General features: G+C 69.4%; 16 protein-coding genes and 2 tRNA genes. 6 read left to right on the top strand and 12 right to left on the bottom strand.

All coding sequences use genetic code 11. The features are described from left to right. Nucleotides 1-178 precede the first annotated feature (178 nt). A complete protein-coding gene (locus QWU11_RS33295) occupies nucleotides 179-2,737 on the bottom strand; it encodes a valine--tRNA ligase (protein WP_290118457.1) in 2,559 nt (852 codons plus the stop codon). Nucleotides 2,738-2,996: 259 nt separating this feature from the next. Here QWU11_RS33295 and QWU11_RS33290 point away from each other — a divergent pair, with 259 nt between their 5' ends. Continuing rightward, a complete protein-coding gene (locus tag QWU11_RS33290; RefSeq protein ID WP_290118456.1) occupies nucleotides 2,997-3,716 on the top strand; it encodes a hypothetical protein in 720 nt (239 codons plus the stop codon). Here the strand turns inward: QWU11_RS33290 and clpX are convergent, their stop codons facing one another. From clpX to tig, 4 genes are all read right to left on the bottom strand, one after another. After that, the gene (clpX, locus tag QWU11_RS33285) at nucleotides 3,717-4,991 is read right to left on the bottom strand and encodes an ATP-dependent Clp protease ATP-binding subunit ClpX (RefSeq protein WP_290118455.1); all 1,275 of its coding nucleotides are present in this window, start codon (nucleotides 4,989-4,991) and stop codon (nucleotides 3,717-3,719) included. A gap of 158 nt (nucleotides 4,992-5,149) precedes the next feature. Then, nucleotides 5,150-5,806 (bottom strand): ATP-dependent Clp protease proteolytic subunit, encoded by a 657-nt coding sequence (locus tag QWU11_RS33280; protein ID WP_290118454.1) that lies wholly within the window; start codon nucleotides 5,804-5,806, stop codon nucleotides 5,150-5,152. 26 nt (nucleotides 5,807-5,832) lie between these two features. Continuing rightward, nucleotides 5,833-6,471, bottom strand: coding sequence for an ATP-dependent Clp protease proteolytic subunit (locus tag QWU11_RS33275; RefSeq protein ID WP_290118453.1), 639 nt, complete (start codon nucleotides 6,469-6,471; stop codon nucleotides 5,833-5,835). Between the two features lie 186 nt (nucleotides 6,472-6,657). After that, complete coding sequence (tig, locus tag QWU11_RS33270) at nucleotides 6,658-8,097, bottom strand: trigger factor (protein WP_290118452.1); 1,440 nt, start codon at nucleotides 8,095-8,097, stop codon at nucleotides 6,658-6,660. A gap of 379 nt (nucleotides 8,098-8,476) precedes the next feature. Here tig and QWU11_RS33265 point away from each other — a divergent pair, with 379 nt between their 5' ends. Next, nucleotides 8,477-8,887, top strand: coding sequence for a pyridoxamine 5'-phosphate oxidase family protein (locus tag QWU11_RS33265; protein ID WP_290118451.1), 411 nt, complete (start codon nucleotides 8,477-8,479; stop codon nucleotides 8,885-8,887). A gap of 932 nt (nucleotides 8,888-9,819) precedes the next feature. Here the strand turns inward: QWU11_RS33265 and QWU11_RS33260 are convergent. Beyond that, nucleotides 9,820-9,893: transfer RNA gene (locus QWU11_RS33260), tRNA-Pro, on the bottom strand. 152 nt (nucleotides 9,894-10,045) lie between these two features. Between QWU11_RS33260 and QWU11_RS33255 the strand changes: the two genes are divergently transcribed. After that, nucleotides 10,046-10,119: transfer RNA gene (locus QWU11_RS33255), tRNA-Gly, on the top strand. A gap of 81 nt (nucleotides 10,120-10,200) precedes the next feature. Here QWU11_RS33255 and QWU11_RS33250 read toward each other — a convergent pair. From QWU11_RS33250 to QWU11_RS33240, 3 genes are all read right to left on the bottom strand, one after another. Next, nucleotides 10,201-10,875 carry a cation transporter gene (locus tag QWU11_RS33250; protein WP_290118450.1) on the bottom strand — a complete coding sequence of 225 codons (675 nt, stop codon included), beginning with the start codon at nucleotides 10,873-10,875 and terminating at the stop codon, nucleotides 10,201-10,203. A gap of 67 nt (nucleotides 10,876-10,942) precedes the next feature. Next, nucleotides 10,943-11,434 carry a GNAT family N-acetyltransferase gene (locus QWU11_RS33245; RefSeq protein ID WP_290118449.1) on the bottom strand — a complete coding sequence of 164 codons (492 nt, stop codon included), beginning with the start codon at nucleotides 11,432-11,434 and terminating at the stop codon, nucleotides 10,943-10,945. A gap of 54 nt (nucleotides 11,435-11,488) precedes the next feature. After that, entirely contained in the window at nucleotides 11,489-12,607 is a 1,119-nt protein-coding gene (locus tag QWU11_RS33240; RefSeq protein ID WP_290118448.1) for a PP2C family protein-serine/threonine phosphatase, read from the bottom strand. Nucleotides 12,608-12,804: 197 nt separating this feature from the next. On the opposite strand from QWU11_RS33240, the gene QWU11_RS33235 reads away from it, so the two are divergent. Beyond that, a complete protein-coding gene (locus QWU11_RS33235; protein WP_290118447.1) occupies nucleotides 12,805-13,002 on the top strand; it encodes a hypothetical protein in 198 nt (65 codons plus the stop codon). Here the strand turns inward: QWU11_RS33235 and QWU11_RS33230 are convergent. Both QWU11_RS33230 and QWU11_RS33225 read right to left on the bottom strand, forming a co-directional pair. Beyond that, a complete protein-coding gene (locus QWU11_RS33230) occupies nucleotides 12,999-13,481 on the bottom strand; it encodes a ribose-5-phosphate isomerase (protein ID WP_290118446.1) in 483 nt (160 codons plus the stop codon). The two genes, QWU11_RS33235 and QWU11_RS33230, sit on opposite strands and share 4 nt — an antisense overlap. 47 nt (nucleotides 13,482-13,528) lie before the next feature. Then, the gene (locus QWU11_RS33225; protein WP_290118445.1) at nucleotides 13,529-14,938 is read right to left on the bottom strand and encodes an aldehyde dehydrogenase family protein; all 1,410 of its coding nucleotides are present in this window, start codon (nucleotides 14,936-14,938) and stop codon (nucleotides 13,529-13,531) included. A 120-nt stretch (nucleotides 14,939-15,058) separates the two neighbouring features. Here QWU11_RS33225 and QWU11_RS33220 point away from each other — a divergent pair, with 120 nt between their 5' ends. Beyond that, entirely contained in the window at nucleotides 15,059-16,186 is a 1,128-nt protein-coding gene (locus QWU11_RS33220; protein WP_290118444.1) for a HoxN/HupN/NixA family nickel/cobalt transporter, read from the top strand. A gap of 39 nt (nucleotides 16,187-16,225) precedes the next feature. Here QWU11_RS33220 and QWU11_RS33215 read toward each other — a convergent pair whose 3' ends face one another. Next, nucleotides 16,226-16,840: a DsbA family protein gene (locus QWU11_RS33215; RefSeq protein WP_290118443.1), complete on the bottom strand. Its 615-nt coding sequence runs from the start codon at nucleotides 16,838-16,840 to the stop codon at nucleotides 16,226-16,228. A 217-nt stretch (nucleotides 16,841-17,057) separates the two neighbouring features. On the opposite strand from QWU11_RS33215, the gene pepN reads away from it, so the two are divergent. After that, entirely contained in the window at nucleotides 17,058-19,589 is a 2,532-nt protein-coding gene (gene pepN, locus QWU11_RS33210; protein WP_290118442.1) for an aminopeptidase N, read from the top strand. Nucleotides 19,590-19,629 lie beyond the last annotated feature (40 nt).

Genomic DNA, 19,629 nt, shown 5'->3' with positions numbered 1-19,629 from the left:
ACCCCAGGCCCACACCCCAGGCCCACACCCCAGGCCCACACCCCAGGCCCACACCCCAGGCCCACACCCCAGGCCCACACCCCAGGCCCACACCCCAGGCCCACACCCCAGGCCCACACCCCAGGCCCACACCCCAGGCCAGGGTCACCCGTGCCGGGGACCCTGGCCTTCTATCGGGCTATGACACCGGTAGGACGGCCAGCCGCCCTTCCAGGCTCTCCGCGTCCGTCCGCGCCTGGGTCAGGCGGGCTCGGGTCTTCGTCACCACCGGTTCCGGCGCCTTGGACATGAACTGCTCGTTCCCCAGCTTCCCCTCCGCCTGGGCGATCTCCTTGCGGGCGGCGGCCAGGTCCTTCTGGAGCCGGGCGCGTTCCGCGGCCACGTCGATCGCTCCCGCCGTGTCCAGGCGTACCGTCACCCGGTCCACTGGCAGCGACGCGGTCGGCGAGAACGAATCTCCCGGCGGCGTGAGGCGCAGCAGCGTCCGTACGGCGGCCTCGTGGCCCGGGTCGATGCCGTCCAGCTCGGCCGCCACCTTCTGTCCCGGCTTCAGCCCCTGGTCCGAACGGAACCGCCGGACCTCCGTCACCAGGCGCATCAGGCCCGCGATCTCCGCCTCCGCCTCCGGATCGGGGGAAGAAGGCGGCTCCGGCCACGCCGCCGTCACCAGCGTCTCTCCGCCCGTCAGCGCCGTCCACAGCTGCTCGCTCACGAACGGCGTCAGCGGGTGCAGCAGCCTCAGCAGCACGTCCAGGACCCGCCCCAGGACCGCGGGGGCGTCCGCGCTCATGCCCGGGACCTTCGAGAGCTCGACGTACCAATCGCAGAACTCGTCCCAGGCGAAGTGGTACAGCGTCTCGCACGCCTTGGCGAACTCGTAGTTCTCGAAGTGGGCGTCCACCTCGGTGACGACGGACGACAGGCGGGACAGGATCCAGCGGTCCGCGACCGTGGGCGCGTCCGGGAGTTCGCGGACCGTCGCGCCGTTCAGCAGGGCGAAGCGGGTCGCGTTCCACAGCTTGTTGCAGAAGTTTCGCGAGCCCTGGGCCCACTCGTCGCTGACGGCCACGTCGCCGCCCGGATTCGCGCCGCGCAGCAGGGTGAAGCGCGTCGCGTCGGCGCCGTACTGCTCGATCCACGACAGCGGGTCGACGACGTTGCCGAACGACTTCGACATCTTCTTGCCGAACTGGTCGCGCACCATGCCGTGCAGCGCGATGACCTTGAACGGCTCGACGCCGTCCATCGCGTACAGGCCGAACATCATCATCCGGGCGACCCAGAAGAACAGGATGTCGTAGCCGGTGACCAGCACGGACGTGGGGTAGAACGTGCGGAGTTCGGGTGTGTCGTCCGGCCAGCCCAGCGTCGAGAACGGCCACAGCGCCGAGGAGAACCACGTGTCGAGCACGTCGGTGTCCTGCGTGTAACCCTCCGGCGCCTGCTCCCCCGGGCCCACGCACACGGAGCTGCCGTCCGGGCCGTACCAGACCGGAATGCGGTGACCCCACCACAGCTGGCGGCTGATGCACCAGTCGTGCATGTTGTCGACCCACTCGAAGTAGCGCGGGGCCATCTCCTCAGGGACGATACGGACGCGGCCGTCGCGTACGGCGTCGCCGGCGGCGCGGGCCAGCGGCTCGACGCGGACGAACCACTGCAGCGAGACGCGCGGCTCGACCACCGTCTTGCAGCGGGAGCAGTGCCCGACAGCATGGACGTACGGGCGGGTCTCGGCGACGATGCGGCCCTGCTCGCGCAGCGCGTCGACCACCGCGGGCCGGGCCTCCAGGCGGTCGAGGCCCTCGAACGGCCCGTGCGCGGTGATCACGCCGCGCTCGTCCATGATGGTCAGCGCCTCGAGGTCGTGACGCCGGCCGATCTCGAAGTCGTTCGGGTCGTGCGCCGGGGTCACCTTGACCGCGCCCGTGCCGAACGCGGGGTCCACGTGGGCGTCGGCGACGATCGGGATGTGCCGGCCGGTCAGCGGGAGCTCGATCTCCCGGCCGACGAGGTGGGCGTAGCGCTCGTCCTCGGGGTGGACCGCGACGGCGGTGTCGCCGAGCATCGTCTCCGCCCGGGTCGTGGCGACCACGATCGAGTCGTCGCCGGAGCCGTACCGGATCGAGACGAGCTCGCCGTCGTCGTCGGAATGCTCGACCTCGATGTCGGACAGCGCGGTCAGGCAGCGCGGGCACCAGTTGATGATGCGCTCGGCGCGATAGATGAGCCCGTCGTCATACAGCCGCTTGAAGATCGTCTGCACCGCTCGCGACAGGCCCTCGTCCATCGTGAAGCGCTCGCGGCTCCAGTCGACGCCGTCGCCGAGGCGGCGCATCTGCCCGAGGATCTTGCCGCCGGACTCGCCCTTCCACTCCCAGACCTTCTTGACGAAGGCGTCGCGGCCGAGGTCGTGCCGGGACAGACCCTCCTTGGCGAGCTCGCGCTCGACGACGTTCTGGGTCGCGATGCCCGCGTGGTCCATGCCCGGCAGCCACAGCGTCGCGACGCCGCGCATCCGCTGCCGTCGTACGAGCGCGTCCTGGATCGAGTGGTCCAGGGCGTGGCCGACGTGCAGTGAACCGGTCACGTTCGGCGGGGGGATCACGATCGAGTAGGCGGACGCGCCGGGTACGGCGGCGGGCGTGAAGTAGCCGCCATCGATCCAGCGCTCATAGAGGCGTGTCTCGACGTCGGCCGGGGTGTACTGAGTCGGCAGATCATCGCGCGAAGTCACGCGTCGGAGTGTACGGAGGTTCCACGGGAACCGTGGTCTCGCCCCGCAGATCCGAGGAAGTACGGAAGAATGCCGGGTTCGATGGCACGCCCCGGGGGAAGCACCGGGGATGCACCCGCACGGCCGTCCGGCAACACGGTCGGGGCCGGTTTCGCTACTGGGGTGGCGCCGCCGTACGGGGGACAATGTTGACGCACAGTGATCAGGCATACGGGATTCGGTTAATGAGACATGCCGCGGCCGGCGGGAGGGAGGTCCGATGACGGTGTTCCTCGCCATCGCGATCCTCATCGTCGGCATCGCCATGCTCGGCCTCGCCGGCGGTTTCGTGGTGGGCGCGATCCGGCGGACCCGCGCCATCGAGGCGCAGGAGACTCAGGAGGCGCAGCCGTACGGTACGGCGACGGATCTGGAGTCGCCGCGCGGCATGTGGGCCGGCGCCGGGATCAGCGCCGCGCTGGCCATGGGCGCCCTGGTCGGCGCCGCGATCGTGCTCATCTCGATCATGGCGGCACCGACGCGGATGCTGCACGCCCCGGCGCAGGCCGGCGGCCTGCAGCGCGACGACTCCCCCGGCACGCAACAGCTGATCTCACGGCAGCGGGAACGGCTGAAGGCCGCCGGCATGCCGAATCCGCTCACCGCTGTGTACCACGAGCCTGCCCAGGCGCGTAAGACCGTGCTGTTCATCGGGGCTTCCGGGCATATCGACCAGCCAGAGGAACGCCTCAAGGAGTTCATCGGCGGCCTGGCCGAGAGTACGGGCACCAGTGACCGGAAGCCGAGCGGCTATCCGGCGGGCCGTCTCAAGGGTACGGTCATGTGCCTGGACCAACTCAGCACCGGTCAGGCCACGCTGGCGACCTGCGGATGGGCCGACGAGGGCACGCTCGGCGTGATCACCACGGACGCGGGCGACGCCGCGCAAACGGCAGGACTGCTCCTGTCGATGCGCGACGACATGGAAAAGACGCCCTGATCAGGCCGACTTCTCCCGCGGCTCCCGCTTGGTGCGCTCCCGGGGTACGAGCGTCGGGTTGACGTGCTCGAGCACCGCCTCGCGTGTGATCACCACACGGGCGACGTCGGCGCGGCTCGGCACCTCGTACATGACCGAGAGCAGGACCTCTTCCATGATGGCGCGCAGCCCGCGCGCGCCGGTCCCGCGAAGAATGGCCTGGTCCGCGATGGCCTCGAGGGCGTCGTCGGAGAACTCCAGGTCGACCCCGTCGAGCTCGAACAGCCGGTGGTATTGCTTCACCAGCGCGTTGCGCGGCTCGGTGAGGATGCTGATCAGTGCCTCACGGTCGAGGTTGTGCACACTCGTGATGATCGGGAGCCGGCCGACGAACTCCGGGATCATCCCGAACTTCAGCAGATCTTCCGGCATGACATCGGCGAACAGGTCCGCGATGTCGCCCTCGTCGTCCTTGGTGCGCAAAACCGCGTTGAAACCGATGCCCTGCTTGCCGACGCGCTGCTCGACGATCTTTTCCAGACCGGCGAACGCCCCACCGCAGATGAACAGCACGTTGGTGGTGTCGATCTGGATGAACTCCTGGTGGGGGTGCTTGCGCCCGCCCTGCGGCGGAACGCTCGCGGTGGTGCCCTCCAGGATCTTCAGCAGCGCCTGCTGGACGCCCTCACCGGACACATCACGCGTGATCGACGGGTTTTCGCTCTTGCGGGCGACCTTGTCGACCTCGTCGATGTAGATGATGCCGGTTTCGGCCTTCTTGACGTCGTAGTCGGCGGCCTGGATCAGCTTCAGCAGGATGTTCTCGACGTCCTCGCCAACGTAACCGGCCTCGGTGAGGGCGGTCGCGTCGGCGATGGCGAAGGGAACGTTGAGCAGTTTGGCGAGCGTCTGCGCGAGGAGTGTCTTACCGGAGCCGGTCGGGCCGAGCAGCAGGATATTGGACTTGGCGAGCTCGACGCTCTCGTCCCGCGTACCGCTGCCCGACTGGATCCGCTTGTAGTGGTTGTACACCGCCACCGACAGGGCCTTTTTGGCCTTGTCCTGCCCGATCACGTACGAGTCGAGAAACTCGTAGATCTCGCGCGGTTTCGGCAGGTTGTCCCACTTGAGGTCGGATGACTCGGAGAGCTCTTCCTCGATGATCTCGTTGCAGAGATCGATGCACTCGTCGCAGATATACACGCCCGGGCCCGCGATGAGCTTCTTGACCTGCTTCTGGCTCTTTCCACAGAACGAGCACTTGAGCAAGTCACCACCGTCGCCGATGCGTGCCACCCTGTCTCCTTTACGTGGACCGCTCACCCTCGGAAAAGCGAGGCGAGGGAACGTGCTGAGGCTCTCGACGTTGTCTCGACGTTACCGCCTGGCGGGCGGTGAGTGAGCCCTCCGGTGCGGTCAATCTGACGGACACCTGAGGGTCACTCGTTGGCCGCTTACGACGACACTACCTCGGAAGCGCGCTTCTTGCGGCTCTCGATGATGTCGTCGATGAGACCGTAAGTCTTCGCCTCCTCCGCCGTGAGGAATCTGTCTCTCTCGATGTCCCGGCGCACCTTCTCGACGTCCTGGCCGCTGTGCCGCGAGAGGATCGTTTCCATCTCCGCACGGATCCGCAGGATCTCGTTCGCCTGGATCTCGATGTCGCTGGCCTGACCATACCCGCCTTCGGTGGCCGGCTGGTGGATCAAGATCCGCGAGTGCGGCAGAGCCGCGCGCTTGCCCGGCGTGCCGGCCGACAGGAGCACCGCCGCGGCCGAGGCCGCCTGGCCGATGCAGACCGTCTGGATGTCGCAGCGGACGAACTGCATCGTGTCGTAGATCGCCGTCATGGCGGTGTAGGAGCCGCCGGGCGAGTTGATGTAGATGCTGATGTCACGCTCGGGGTCGATCGACTCCAGCGTGAACAGCTGGGCCATCACGTCGTTGGCGGACGCGTCGTCGATCTGGACGCCCAGGAAGATGATCCGCTCTTCGAAGAGCTTGTTGTACGGGTTCATCTCCTTGACCCCGTACGTGGTGCGCTCGACGAACGACGGAATGATGTAGCGGCTCTCCATGGGCTGAATACCGGCCCGGATCTGATCGCTCATCGGGTTCAGTCCCCTCCGGTCAATGTTCATGACACCGCGCCCTCAGAAGCGACCTGGTTGGCGTTGTGCACGACGTGGTCGATGAAGCCGTAGTCCTTCGCCTCGTCGGCCGTGAACCAGCGGTCACGGTCGGAGTCGTTCTGGACCTGCTCGAGCGGCTGGCCCGTGTGGAAAGAGATGCGCTCGGCCAGCGTCTGCTTCACGTACAGCATCTGCTCGGCGAGGATCTTGATGTCGGACGCCGTACCACCGATGCCGCCGGACGGCTGGTGCATCATGATGCGCGCGTGCGGCAGGGCGTAACGCTTGCCGGCCGTGCCGGCGCAGAGCAGGAACTGCCCCATCGAGGCGGCCAGGCCCATGCCGACCGTCGCCACGTCGTTGGGGACGTACTGCATCATGTCGTAGATCGCCATACCCGCGGTCACCGAGCCGCCGGGCGAGTTGATGTACAGGTAGATGTCCCGCCGGGAGTCCTCGGCCGCGAGCAGCAGCAGCTCCGAACAGATGCGGTTGGAAATGTCGTCGTCGACCTGCTGTCCGAGGAAGACGATCCGCTCGCGCAGCAGACGCTGGTAGAGCTGATCCCCCAACGGCAGAAGGGGCGCCTCGGCCGTACGCGCCTGTACGGGCGCCGGCCGGTCGAAGGTCGGAGGCGTGGTCACTGCGTCACCTGCTCCGGAATCGTGGTTCGTGGTCGGTTGCTTGCGACATTAACGCGCTGCGGCGAGGGCTTTGGCCGCCAGGGTCGCATGTTCGCTGTGGGCGTGGAAGCCCGGCCGCGATGGTCCACCGCACACGCGAACGGGCCGGCGCGTGTCGCGCCGGCCCGTTCGGTGTCACGAAGTGGATCAGGCGTCGGCCTTCTTCTCCTCGGGCTCCGCCTCGGTCTCCGCCTCCGGCTCGGCCGCCGCCTCCGTGGTCTCCACGGCGGCGGTCTGCTCTTCGGCGTCGTCCTCGTCCTCGCCCGACTCCTGCCGCTGCAGGGCAGCGATGTCGACGTCGGCGCCGTTCTCGTCGGTCGCCTTGACGTGCTCGACGACGAGGTTGAGGGCCTTGGTCCGCAGGACCTCGGACACGACTGCCGGGATCTGGCCGTTCTCCGTCAGGTGCTTGGCGAGCACGTCCGGCTGAACGCCCATCTGCATGGCGTTGCGTACGACGTACTCGGTCAGCTCCTCGTTCTCGACGGTCAGCTCCTCCTGCAGAGCGAGCTGGTCGAGGATGAAGCCGCCCTTGACGGCCTCACGGGCGCCGTCCTTGATCTCCTGGTCGTAGTCCTCTTCGGACTTCTCCTGGTCCTCGAGGTACTTGTCGCGGCTCATGCCGTACATCTGGAGCTGCTGGTCGAGCTGCTCGTTGCGACGCTGGATCTCGCTCTCGATCACACTCTCCGGGAGCGGGATGTCGAGCTTTTCCATGAGCGCCTCGAGCGCCTTGTCACGAGCCTGGCCGAGCTGCTGGCCGCGCTTCTGGTCGCCGAGCCGCTTGCGGACGTCCGCGCGCAGCTCTTCGATCGTGTCGAACTCGCTGCCGAGCTGGGCGAACTCGTCGTCGAGCTCGGGCAGCTCCTTGATCTTCACGCTGTGCACGGTGACGGTGACCTCGGCCTCCTGGTCCTCGTGCTCACCGCCGACCAGGGTCGTCGTGAAGGTCTTGGAGTCGCCGGCGTTCATGCCGACGATCTGGTCGTCCAGGCCCTCGACGGAGCTGCGGCTGCCGACCTCGTAGGAGTAACCGCTCGTACGAGCGTCCTCGACGTCCTCACCGTCGACCGTCGCGGCCAGGTCGATGGAGGCGAAGTCGCCCTCCTCGGCCGGACGCTCGGCGTTGGTCAGCGTCGCGAAGCGCTCGCGGAGGTTGGAGAGGGTCTCCTCGATCTCCTCGTCGGTCACCTCGACCGTGTCGACGGTGATCTCGAGCCCGTCGTAGTCCGGCACCTCGAACTTCGGCCGGATGTCGACCTCGGCGGTGAAGGCGAACTGCTCGTTGTCCTCGAGCTCGGTGATCTCCACGTCGGGCTGGCCGAGCGCGAACAGCTCGGTCTCCTCGACGGCCCGGCCGTACAGGCCGGGGAGCGCGTCGTTGACCGCCTCCTGCAGGACCGTGCCCCGGCCGACGTACTGGTCGATCAGGCGGGCCGGCACCTTGCCGGGGCGGAACCCCTTGAGGCGCACCTGCTGCGAGATCTCCTTGTACGCCTTTTCGAGGTTGGGCTTCAGCTCGTCGAAGGGCACCTCGACGGTGAGCTTGACCCGTGTCGGGCTCAGCTCCTCCACATCGGTCTTCACTTGGGCGGTCTCCTTGATCCGGCCGCGGCACGGATTTCCCGGTTTGGATGTCGTGGCGGCTGCGTAGTCAGCCGGGACGCGGGCACCTGAAAGTGCGTCGCCGCGCCTTCGCGCACAAAGTCTATGGTGTTCCGGCGTCTCCGCGGACAGTCGGGGCGGCAATGCGTCGCCAAGTATTCCGAAAGCGGCTCCCGCGGGCCACCTCCGGGGCCTCGGCGGACGGGCCCGTACGGGCCGCCGTGGGACCTTCGTCCCTGGAACCGGGGAGCTTCGGACCCTCGGCGCCCGACCGGCCATGGCTAGCGTCGAAGCAGCAACACGAGTGAAACCCCGGGGCCACCCGCCGCAGAACCGCGAGACAGGTTGAAGGCGTGTCCCCGTGTACGACACAGAAGGTCTGAAGATCTTGACCGAGCAGGAGTGCCGCGCCCTGCTGACCCAGGTCCCCCTGGGCAGAATCGTCTTCACCGACCGCGCCCTTCCCGCCATCCAGCCGGTCAACTTCACCATGGCCGACGGGGATGTCGTCATCCTCACCTCGGCCGGCTCAAAACTGGCCGCAGCCGCCCGGAACGCAGTGGTCGCCTTCGAAATCGACCAGTTCGACCAGAACCTGACAACAGGCTGGTCAGTCGTGGTGGTGGGCCACACGCGCGTAGTGACGGAAGCCTCGGAACTAGAGCAGCTACACGCTCTCCCCCTGAACCCCTGGACCCCCGGCGAGCCGGCCCACTACATAGCCATCACCCCAGAACTAATCCACGGCCGCCGCCTGAAACAGGATGAGTGAGACCGGCGGCCGGGCGGAATAAGCCCGAGGCACGGGTCGGCACAAGGTACGGGGTGGTACGAGCCGGAGCCATTTCGCGAGATGGACGAGGCGGAGCGAAACCGTGCGAAACGGCCCGCGACGGGGCAACCCGGCACTCGACAAGCGTCAACACGCGGGACTGGGTGTGCGGTAGGGGAGCAACCCGGACGAGAAGAGAAGAGACGAGACGAGACGACGCGACGGGGCGCGGGGCGACACCGGGCGGGGGACGGCGCGGGGTGGGCTGGGACGGCACGGTGCGGGCCGGCATGGGGCACGGCCCAGGGCGGGGTGCGACGCGGGCCCGGGCAGCACGGCACGGCACGGTGCGGGGCCGGGCGGGGTGCGACACGGGCCGGGGCGGGACGGCACGGGGCGCGAGACGGCAGGGTGCGGTGCAGCGCGCGGTGCGGGACGACACGGCGCGGGGCGGGCTGGCCAGGACGGGACGGCATGGGGTGCGGGCCCAGGGCGGGACGGCGCGGTGTGGTGCACGGTGTGGTGCGGCATAGGGCGCGGCGCGGGACGGCACGGCGCGCGGCACGGCCAGGGGCGGCACGAGGCCCGGGGCGGGGCGGGAGCAACGCGGGGCACGGGGCACGGCGGGACGACGGGACGGCACCGCAGGCCGAGAAAAGACAGTGCGAGGCACAATGCGCGACGTGCCGCGGAATTCGAGCACAAAGATCAAGCCGAAGACCTGAGACGCGAGACGCGAGACGCGAGACGCGAGACGCGAGACGCGAGACGCGAGACGCGAGACGCGAGACGCGACGCCGAAGGCGAGCCGAGGAAGTGAGGCAAGGCCGAAGGCGAGCCGAACATCGGGGGGCTCCGGGGGGTCGTCCCCCCGGGAGGAATAGCGGGCCCCCGCGAAGCCGCCAAAGCGGCGAGTAGGAATGCCCGCCCCGTCGGGCTGGCCGGATTTGAACCGGCGGCCCCCGCGACCCAAACGCGGTGCGCTACCAAACTGCGCTACAGCCCGTGAACGAGTTGAGTGTAGCCCGGACGGCGACGAGCGCGGGCAACATTAAGTGCTGATCATGATCGGGCGGTGTCGTGTGGCGGTGCGCGGTAAAGGGCCGAAAGCCGGTACGCTACGCGGGTGACGTACCGGGACCAAGGGTCCCAGGCCACGCGGGCGTAGCTCAATGGTAGAGCCCCAGTCTTCCAAACTGGCTACGCGGGTTCGATTCCCGTCGCCCGCTCCACACCACGACGGCCCAGGTCAACCGGCATTCCGGGACGTGGGCCTTTCGCTCCGTCAACGGCGCGCCCCGCCGGGAAGGCGGTCAGCAGCAGTCGTCGCCGCGCCAGGCGCTCGCGCCTTCCCGGACGGCCACGGCCGCGACGGCTAGGCCGATCAGCGGGTCGAGCCACCACCAGCCGAAGAGCGTGTTGGCGGCCAGGCCGAGCAGTACCGCGCCCGCCAGATAGGCGCACAGGAGATTCTGCGTGCCCTCCCCGGCCGTGGCGACTGAGCCCAGGCGGGCGCCGAGCCGCCTCTTCGCGATGCCCAGGCCGGGCATGAGCACCAGGGAGAGAGCCGTCAAGACGATGCCCGGCCCGCTGGTGTCCGCGTGGTGGCCGGTGATGACCGACGCGGCCGACTCGATCGCGACGTACGGAGCCAGCAGCCAGAAGGAGACCGCGACGGCCTTCTGCGCCCGGCCTTCGGCCGTTTCGGAGAGTGTTCGCGAGCCGGTGAAGCGCCAGATCACGATCACGCTGGCCAGTCCCTCGACGACGCTCGACATCGCCCAGCCGATCAGCGCGATCGACCCCGCGGAGATACCGGCGGCGAGGCCCGCCGCCCCCTCGACGGTCATCCAGATCAGGCTCGCCCACGACAGCGCCCTCGCCCGTCCGGCCGCCCGTGCCCAGCCGGGGTCGCGCCCGGTGTCCTCCGACGCGGCGCAGCACGCGTCGCCGTCGAGCGGAGTCCGGTTCACCTCGTGCTCGTTCATTCCGCCGCCTCGACAGAGAGAACGGCCCAGGCAACCATTGACCTGGGCCGAAAACCGAAACAAGACCTCAGCGGCCGATGCCGCCCTCGATCCAGTCCCCGACCCTCAGGGTGGCGTGGACGGCGCCCGACTCCGGGTCCTCCCACAGCTTCGCGCCCAGCGTGCGCAGGGCGCCGACGGCCGCCTCGTTCGACGTCGTGGTTTCGGCGATCAGGGCGGTGACGCCCCGGGAGCGTGCCTCCTCGACCAGGAGGTGGAGGGCCTCGGTGCCGTGGCCCTTGCCGCGGGCGGGGCGGGCCAGCCAGATGCCGACCTCGGCGGCGCCTGGCGCCTCGGCCGGGGTGAGTCGCGTCGCTCCCACGATCTGCTCGTTCGCCTCGATGGCGTACGCGGGAGCGGATGAGTAGTGGTCGCCGAACGCGGTGCGGCGTTCGGGGGTCCAGCCGGACGGTCCGGGGACGGTGGGCATGACCTCTTCAGGGTCGGCGCCGGCCACGGCAACGTCGAGCAGGCGCGGCAGGAGTTCCTCGTCGATCGGCCGCAACTTGACAGTGCTCATGACACCAGCCTGCCAGGTATGCGAAGCCCGTGCCCGGCGACACGAGCCGTTGATTCACTTGCGCCAGATCAGGACCATCGCGCAGTCGTCGTCGCGGCTCGCGGCCATCTCGGCGACGAGTTCTTCGGCCCCTTCGGCGAAGCCGCTCGGGACCAGGCGCTCGGTCGCGCCGAGCAGGCGGTCGATGCCCGCGTCGAGGTCGCGGCCCGGTGCCTCGACCAGGCCGTCGGTGTAGAGGAGCATCGCGTCGCCGTGGCGGAGCGTGCCGCGCTCGGGCTCGGTGCTCATCCGCGGGACGACGCCGAGGACGATGCCCTTGGCCGAGCTGACCTGCCAGGTGCCGCTGCCGGAGTCGAACTGCACGGCCGGCGGGTGCCCGGCGGACTCCACGACGTACTCCCCCGTGGTGAGGTCGATGACCAGGTGCACGGCGGTGACGAAGCCCTCGTCCCAGCGCTGCCGGTGGAGGTAGTCGTTGCACGCCGGGAGGAACCGGTCGGTCTCCACCGAGCCGAGCAGGCCGCCGAACGCGCCGGAGAGCATGAGTGCTCGCGTGCCCGCGTCGACGCCCTTTCCGGACACGTCGACGAGGGCGACCTCCAGCGTCTTGCCGTCGCAGACCGACACGACGAAGTCGCCGCCGAAGGAGGATCCGCCGGCCTGGAGCAGCACGACCTTGGCGCCCCAGCCCTTGGGCAGGGACGGCATCTCGCCGTGGCGGCGGAGCCGGTCGCGGAGTTCGAGCAGCATCTGCTCGCCGCGCAGGCCCTTGACGCCGAGCTGCTGGCGGCTGCGCGCGAGCACGATGGCGAGGACGGCGGTGACGACGATGGTCGCTATCACGCCGGGGCCGACCTTGCGGAAGCCGACCGCGACGGCGTCGTACACCAGCGCCGCGGCGACCACACCGAGGAGTACGCCGAGGCTGCGCAGGCGGAGGATCAGGCCGCCCGCCAGGACCGTGAGGACCACGGCGCTCGGGGAGAACCACGTCTGCGACGCCGGTGCGGAGATGGCGAGCGCGGCCGTGACGACGATCAGTCCGATCAGGGCGTTTCGGTCTCGCGTGAGATGCCCCCGCCGCGCCCACCGGTAGAGCCACACGAGAAGAGGTATCCGGCGCAGGAACGCGCGGACTCTCGGCGGCAGCAGGTGCACGAGACGGCTCAGCATGATGCGGGCACTGTATCGAGCATCGAGCCGTCCGCGCTGGAAGGCGGCACACCCTACACAAATCAAGACTGGCCGAAATCTACTGGCCGAATCCGGCCGAAGGGCCGCAAGCGGCGGCCCGCCGCCCGCCCTGTCCGGGTTTCGCCCGAGCCGCCCCGGGGAGATCAGAAGCACACCACGATGTCGGGAGGCGGCCCATGGGCCAGGGAATGCGCGTCACGGTCGACGCGGCGATGCGGGCGCGCGACATCTCCCGCATCCGGCCGCAGGACGAGGCGCCGCTGCCCTCGGAGGAGCCCGCCGAGCAGCCCGCGGCGCAGCCGTCCGCCCAGCCCAGCCGTGGTCGCCGCGCCGAAAAGCGGCGGCTCGCCAAGCGCCGCGCCGCCAAGGCCTAGACAGAAGGCGCGGCGGGAGGCGCGGGAAGAGTTCCGGTCTTCTCGTAATCCCCCAGCATCGCGATGCGCCGGGCGTGGCGCTCCACGCCGGAGAACGGGGTGCCGAGGAAGATCTCCACGAAGCGCGTCGCCTCGTCGGCCGTGTGCATGCGCGCGCCGAGGCTGATCACGTTGGCGTCGTTGTGCTCGCGCGCGAGCTCGGCGGTCTGCTCGTTCCACGCCAGCGCGGCGCGTACGCCACGGACCTTGTTCGCGGCGATGGCCTCGCCGTTGCCCGAGCCGCCGATGACGATGCCCAGCGAGCCGGGGTCGGCGACCGTACGGGCGGCGGCGAGCAGGACGTACGGCGGATAGTCGTCCTCGCCGTCGTAGGCGGGCGGCCCGCAGTCGAACGGCTCGTGGCCCTGTGCGGTGAGCCACGTGACGAGGTGCTGCTTCAGCTCGAACCCCGCGTGGTCGGAACCGAGATAGACGTGCATGGCGCAAAGTCTGTCAGGTGTGGCGGGCGCGGCACACCGTCGCCCGGTCAAAGCTGGAGCGACTTGAGCTCCAGGAACTCCTCCAGGCCGTGCAGGCCGAGCTCGCGTCCGTTCCCGGACTGCTTGTAACCGCCGAACGGCGCGATCGGGTTGAACCGCCCGCCGTTGACCTCGACCTGGCCGGCCTTGAGCCGCCGCCCGACCGCGACCGCGTGCTCCTGGTCGGCCGACCAGACCCCGGCGGCGAGGCCGTACGGGGTGTCGTTGGCGATGGCGACGGCCTCATCCTCGGACTCGTACGTCAGGATCGACAGGACCGGGCCGAAGATCTCCTCTCGCGCGATCGTCATGGACGGCGTGACGTCGGCGAAGACGGTCGGCGGGACGTAGTAGCCGCGGCTCGGGATCGCCTCGGTGCCGCCGGTGGCCAGCCGCGCGCCCTCGGCGATGCCGGTCTCGACGTAGCCGCGGACGCGTTCGAGCTGGGCGCGGGAGGCGAGCGGGCCCAGGCGGCTGTCCTCGGCGAAGGGGTCGCCCGTCGTGTAGCGCTCCGCCGCCTTGACGGCGAGCTCGACGGCCTCCTCGAGCATCACGCTCGGCACGAGCATCCGGGTGAGCGCGTTGCAGGTCTGCCCGGAGTTGACGTAGGCCTTCGCGACGCCGACCTTGACCGCGGTCGGCAGGTCCGCGTCGGGGAGGATGAGGTTCGGCGACTTGCCGCCGAGCTCCAGCGCGACCCGCTTGACCGACGCCGCGGCGAGCTCGGCCACGCGCCTGCCCGCGCGGGTGGAGCCGGTGAAGGACACCATGTCGACGCCCTCGTGCGCGGCGATGGCCTCGCCGACGACCGGGCCGAGGCCGGACACGAGGTTGAAGACGCCCGGTGGCAGGCCGGCCTCGTCGATGATGTCGGCCAGCGCGTACGCGGCGAGCGGCGCGACTTCGCTCGGCTTGAGCACGACGGTGCAGCCGGCGGCGAGCGCCGGCGCGACCTTGGCGACGACCTGGTGCAGCGGGTAGTTCCACGGCGTGATGGCGCCGACCACCCCGACGGGCTCACGGACGATGAGGGAGTTGCCGCAGCGCCGGCCCGCGAAGTCGTACGCCTCCAGGATGTCGAGGATGCCGGTGAGCACCGCGATCGGCGTGCCCACATGGACCTTCAGGGCGACCTGGTACGGCGCGCCGAGGTCGGTCGCGATGAGGGTCGCGAGGTGCTCCTGGCGGGCCCGCAGGGCGTCGAGGACCCCCCGCAGGTAGGCCGCGCGCTCGGCCGGCGGCGTCGCCTCCCAGCCGGGGAGCGCCCGGCGTGCCGCCGCCACCGCCCGGTCCACGTCGGCCGCCGTGCCCGCGGGCACCCGGTCGATGATCTCTTCGGTCGCCGGGTTGATGACGTCGATGGTCTCCGGAGCCGAGGAGTCCGCCCAGGCGCCGCCCGCATAAATCACATCGCGCATGTGCACATCCTTCCCCGGCGAGCGGGCGCGGACCACCCACAACAGTGAATGAACACTCGGGTGGGAGGTGGCGCGGAGGTAGCTGTTGCGAACAAGTCGCAACAAGGATTGAATGGCGACATGTCCTCTCCCTCCGGCGCCGCGGTCCCCCGACGACCCGCGAGGCCCAGCCGGGCCGAGTGGGGACGCCTGGCCGGCATGACCGGTTTCGTCGTCCTGCTGCACGTCGTCGGCTGGGGACTCCTGCTCCTGCTCGTCGTTCCGGGGCACTACCACCTCGGCGACGGAAAGCTCTTCGGCGTCGGGATCGCGCTGACCGCGTACACGCTCGGCATGCGGCACGCGTTCGACGCCGACCACCTCGCCGCGATCGACAACACCACCCGCAAGCTCATGACCGACGGCCAGCGTCCGCTTTCGGTCGGCTTCTGGTTCTCGCTCGGGCACTCGTCGGTGGTCTTCATCGCGTGCGTGCTGCTCGGACTCGGCATCAAGGCCCTGTCCCATGATCTCTCGGATGGCATCTCCGACGACCAATCCGGCCTGCACACCGTCACCGGCACGATCGGCCCGACCGTCTCGGGCACCTTCCTCGCCGTCATCGCGGTCATCAACCTCGTCATCCTGCTCGGCATCGTGAAGGTCTTCCGTGAGATGCGGAGCGGGGTGTACGACGAGGCGGCGCTGGAGGAGCAGCTCAACAACCGCGGCTTCCTCAACCGCATTCTCGGCCGCTTCACCAAGGCGATAACCAAGCCGTGGCAGATGTACCCGCTGGGCTTCCTGTTCGGGCTCGGCTTCGACACCGCGACCGAGGTCGGCCTGCTGGCGCTGGCGGGCTCGGCCGCCTCCACGGGCTCGCTGCCCTGGTACGCCGTCCTGTGCCTGCCGATCATCTTCGCCGCGGGCATGGCACTGTGGGACAGCCTCGACGGCACGTTCATGAACTTCGCGTACGGCTGGGCGTTCTCCAACCCGGTCCGCAAGATCTTCTACAACATCGTGCTGACCGGCATCTCGGTGGCGTTCGCGTTCGTCATCGGCGGCACCGAGCTGCTGCAGGTCGCCCAGGACCGCTTCGGCCTGCACGGGACGTTCTGGAACTGGGTCGGCGCCCTCGACCTCAACACGGCCGGCTTCGTCATCACCGGCGTGCTGCTGCTCACGTGGGTCGGCGCCCTCGCGGTGTGGAAGTTCGGGCGCATCGAGCAGCGCTGGTCGGCCGCGCTGCGCGACTCCGAGAGCTGAAGAGGCGGCCCTCCTCCGGTGAGGGCCGCCCACGCGGGCTCAGTCGAAGATCGGGTCGCGCGTACGGCTGCGCTTGAGCTCGAAGAAGCCGTCCGTCTCGGCGACCAGGCGCACGCCGTCCCACAGCTTCGCGGCGGCCTCGCCGCGCGGGATCGGCGACACGACCGGGCCGAAGAACGACGCGCCCTCCACCGAGATCACCGGCGTGCCGACGTCGTAGCCGACCCGCTCGATGCCGTCGTTGTGCGAGGCGCGCAGCGCGGTGTCGCGCTCGTCGGTGTCGGCGGCGTCGGCCAGCGCGCGGTCGAGCCCGGCGGCCTCCAGCGCGTCCTCGATGAGCTCACGGCTCTGCGGCTGCCGGTCGTTGTGGATGCGGGTGCCGAGCTCGGTGTAGAGCTTCCCTAGCACCTCGGGGCCGTACTTCTCCTGGGCGGCGATGCACACGCGCACCGGCCCCCATGCCTGCTCCATGAAGGCCTTGTACTGCTCCGGAAGGTCACGTCCCTCGTTGAGCACGGACAGGCTCATCACGTGCCAGCGCACCTCGATCGGACGCAGCTTCTCGACCTCGAGAATCCATCGCGAAGTGATCCAGGCCCATGGACATCTCGGGTCGAACCAAAAGTCAACCGGTGTGCGTTCGGCGTCGGCCACCGCAGCCTCCAAAAGCGTTCGGACATGTTTCTCTACCGGGCCAACCCGCGTACGCTCCAGGGCATTCCAACCTTAGGGTTTGCTGAGAGTTTGGACCAAGATCCCATTCCGGCGGGTTAGATGGTGTGGCAGCGTGCCGTTCCGTGCGCCCGTCAGCGGGCCGTACGGTGGGATGGACAATGACGTCGCATTCATGCATTTGAGGCGAGGAGTTCACTTGGCTGGCAACCTGACGCGCGATGAGGCGCGCGACCGCGCCCGGCTGCTGACCGTGGAGGCCTACAACGTCGACCTCGATCTGACGACGGGGCCGGAGACGTTCGTCTCGGACACCACGATCAGGTTCGGCTGCGCGGATCCCGGTAGCTCGACGTTCGTCGACCTGCACGGCGCCAAGGTCCGCGAGGTCACGCTCAACGGCCAGAGTCTCGACCCGGGCTCCTACGACCCGGACAAGGGCCGCATCCCGCTCCCGCGGCTGGCCGCCGCCAACGAGCTGCGCGTGGTCGCCGACGCGACCTACTCCCGTACGGGCGAGGGCCTGCACCGGTTCGTCGACCCCGTCGACAAGCAGGTCTACCTCTACTCACAGTTCGAGACCTGCGACGCGCACCGGATGTACACCTGCTTCGACCAGCCCGACCTGAAGGCGCGCTTCGAGCTGAGCGTGACCGCCCCGGCCGACTGGCAGGTCATCACCAACAACGCGCCGGACGCGTCCGATAACGGCCGCTGGCATTTTCCGGCCACGCCCGGCATCTCGACCTACATCACCGCGCTCGTCGCCGGCCCGTACCACGTCGTGCGCGACGAGTACCGCCAGGGCGACCAGGTCATTCCGCTCGGCGCCTTCTGCCGCGCGAGCCTGGCCGAGTACTTCGACGCCGACGCGATCTTCGAGGTCACCAAGCAGGGCTTCGACTTCTTCCGCAAGACCTTCGCGCGGCCGTACCCCTTCGACAAGTACGACCAGCTGTTCGTGCCGGAGTTCAACGCGGGCGCGATGGAGAACGCCGGCTGCGTGACCTTCCTGGAGGACTACGTCTTCCGGTCCCGGGTCACCGACGCCGCGTACGAGCGCCGCGCCGAGACGATCCTGCACGAGATGGCGCACATGTGGTTCGGCGACCTCGTCACCATGCGCTGGTGGGACGACCTGTGGCTGAACGAGTCGTTCGCGACGTTCATGAGCGTGATGTGCGAGGCCGAGGCCACCCGGTGGACCGGCGCGTGGACGACGTTCGCGAACCTGTGGAAGACCTGGGCGTACCGGCAGGACCAGCTCCCGTCGACGCACCCGATCTCCGCCGACATCCCGGACATCCGCGCGGTCGAGGTCAACTTCGACGGCATCACCTACGCCAAGGGCGCGAGCGTGCTGAAGCAGCTCGTCGCCTACGTCGGGCGGGACAACTTCATCAGCGGCGTCCGCAGCTACTTCGACCGGCACGCGTGGGGCAACACCTCGCTGTCGGACCTGCTCGACGCGCTGGAGGAGACCTCCGGCCGTGACCTGACGTCCTGGTCGAAGGAGTGGCTGGAGACGGCCGGCGTCAACACCCTGCGCCCCTCGTACGAGGTCGGCGACGACGGGGCGTTCACCTCGTTCGCCGTGCTGCAGGAGGCTCCCCAGGAGTACCCCACGCTGCGCTCGCACCGCGTCGCGATCGGCCTGTACGACCGCACCGACGAGGGCATCGTGCGCCGCAAGCGCGTCGAGCTCGACGTCGTCGGCGCGCGTACGGACGTGCCCGAGCTGGTCGGTGAGGCGCGCGCGGACCTCGTCCTGGTCAACGACGACGACCTGACCTACGCCAAGATCCGTCTCGACGACCACTCGCTGGCCACGCTCATCGACGGCATCGGCGGCATCACCGACGGGCTCCCGCGCGCATTGTGCTGGTCCTCGGCGTGGGACATGTGCCGTGACGCCGAGGTGGCCGCCCGCGACTACGTGAAGCTGGTGCTGTCCGGCATCCGCGGCGTGACCGACGTCGCGGTGGCCCAGTCGCTGCTGCGGCAGGCGCGGCTGGCCGTACGGCAGTACGCCGACCCGTCGTGGCGCGAGACCGGTTTCGCGCTGCTGGCCGACGCGATGCACGAGCTGATGACCGAGGCCGAGGCCGGCTCGGACTTCCAGCTCACCTACGCGGGGGCGTTCGTCTCGGTGGCGACGTCGGAGGAGCACCTGGCCTACGTCAAGGGGCTGCTCGACGGCTCCGTCGAGCTCGACGGGCTGGTCATCGACACCGATCTGCGCTGGTCGCTGCTGCGTCGTCTCGTCGTACGCGGCGCCGCCGCCGAGGATGAGATCGACGCCGAGCTGCGGCGCGACCCGACCGCGGCGGGCGAGCGCCACGCCGCGGGCGACAAGGCGGCCGTGCCGACGGCGGAGGCCAAGGCGGCCGCCTGGGAGCGCATCGTCGCCGGCGACCTGCCGAACGCGGTGTTCCGCGCCACGCTCGGCGGCCTGCTCGACGTGGACGACACCGCCCTGGTGGAGCCGTACGTCGAGAAGTACTTCGCCGAGGTCGGGCGGATCTGGTCCTCCTGGTCCAGCGACATGTCGAGCACGTTCGCCGAGGTGGCCTATCCGTTCCTGGTGACCGAGCAGAGCACGGTCGACCGCACCACCGCCTACCTCGCCGAACAGGATCCGCCGCCCGCGCTGCGGCGGCTTCTCATGGAGGGCCGCGACGGCGTTTCCCGCGCGATGCGGGCGCAGGTCAAGGACCGGTCGGCAAGCTGACATACCGGATAAGGGCAGCTTGGGCGCGCCCTGCCGTGAC

It is taken from the genome of Actinomadura sp. DC4 (assembly GCF_030406325.1).
Classification (GTDB): Bacteria; Actinomycetota; Actinomycetes; order Streptosporangiales; family Streptosporangiaceae; genus Actinoallomurus.
This window is presented reverse-complemented; position numbering and strand designations above follow the sequence as displayed.